At 71.9% G+C, this 1,101-nt stretch carries 1 pseudogene; it reads right to left on the bottom strand.

What is annotated here, in order from left to right:
- Positions 1-30: 30 nt before the first annotated feature.
- Positions 31-1,101: pseudogene (locus AC5RUJ_RS16970) on the bottom strand (glycosyltransferase family 2 protein); the annotation flags it as partial.

Genomic DNA, 1,101 nt, shown 5'->3' with positions numbered 1-1,101 from the left:
GCGGCTCCTCGCCGCGGCCACCCTTCTCGGTCATCGTTGCTGTCCTTTTCCGGCCAGGGCAACTGCGCCGCCGTCGGCCGGGTCTTCGAATGCCGCCCTGCGCAGTTCCGCGGGGCCGGCATCCGCCCCGGTGGTCTTGATGTGGTCGATGCGGCGCGGCACGAACCGCCGCCGGGCCGGGATCGGTATGGCGAGCAGGACGGTCAGTCCGATGGCGAGCACCTGGAGGATGCCGATCCACGGCGACCACGGGCTCGAATAACCGATCTTTACCGTACCCGCTGCTGCCGGCACTTCAAACGCCTGGGCCCAACCGTCCTGCGAGGATTCCAGCGGCCGGCCGTTCAGCGTGGCGGTCCAGCCTGGGTCCGTCCGCTCGGCCAGGATCAGCCGACGTCCGGGCTCGCCGGCGGGTATCTCGCCGGCCGCCGCGGTCCAGCCGGACGGCACGGTTTGCAGCAGGTCGCCGTTGGCATCAACCAGGCGCACCCGGGCGGTCAGTTGGCCTGCCGCGGTGCCGTCCTTACCGGTCGCTCCGACCACCCGCCAGAGCCATCCGGAGTCGGTGCGTCCCACGGAGGTCAGTCCGGGCACGGCGTCGATCCGGCCGGCAAGCAGTTCGGCCGCCGTATCGGACTCCTGCAGCACCACGAAGTCCACGCCGAGCCTCACCAGGGACGGCCGCGGATCCACGCCGGTGCCCGCAACGATGACCGCCACGGTGTTCCGCAATTCTGCGTCGGCGTCGTCGTCGGAGCGCACCTGGGCTTCGGTGAGCGGACCGGCCAGGGCCCGCGCCGAGTAAATGGCCGAGAGTTGGTCCAGGGTGGTGCCGCTGCCATGCATCACGGCAGCGGTCACCGCGCCGCCGGTTCCCGCCGTCAACACGAGCGCACGGGCCTGTTCCGGCCCGGTCCCGCTGTCCGCAGAGGTGGCCGGCAGCGTGCGGCCGGCCCCGGGCGTTACCTTCAGCTGCGTACCGAAGTCCGTCAGGGTCCGCGCCTCGCTGGACGGTGTGTAGCCGGTGAACTGGGGCACCAGCCAGTGCGCCAGGCTCGCTGCCGGGCCCAGCGCCATCAGGACGGCGGCGGCCACGGCCAC

The sequence above is a fragment of the Arthrobacter sp. Y3223164 genome, from assembly GCF_059091005.1.
The sequence above is the reverse complement of the archived record's forward strand: the minus strand, read 5'-3'. Positions and strand labels throughout refer to the sequence as shown.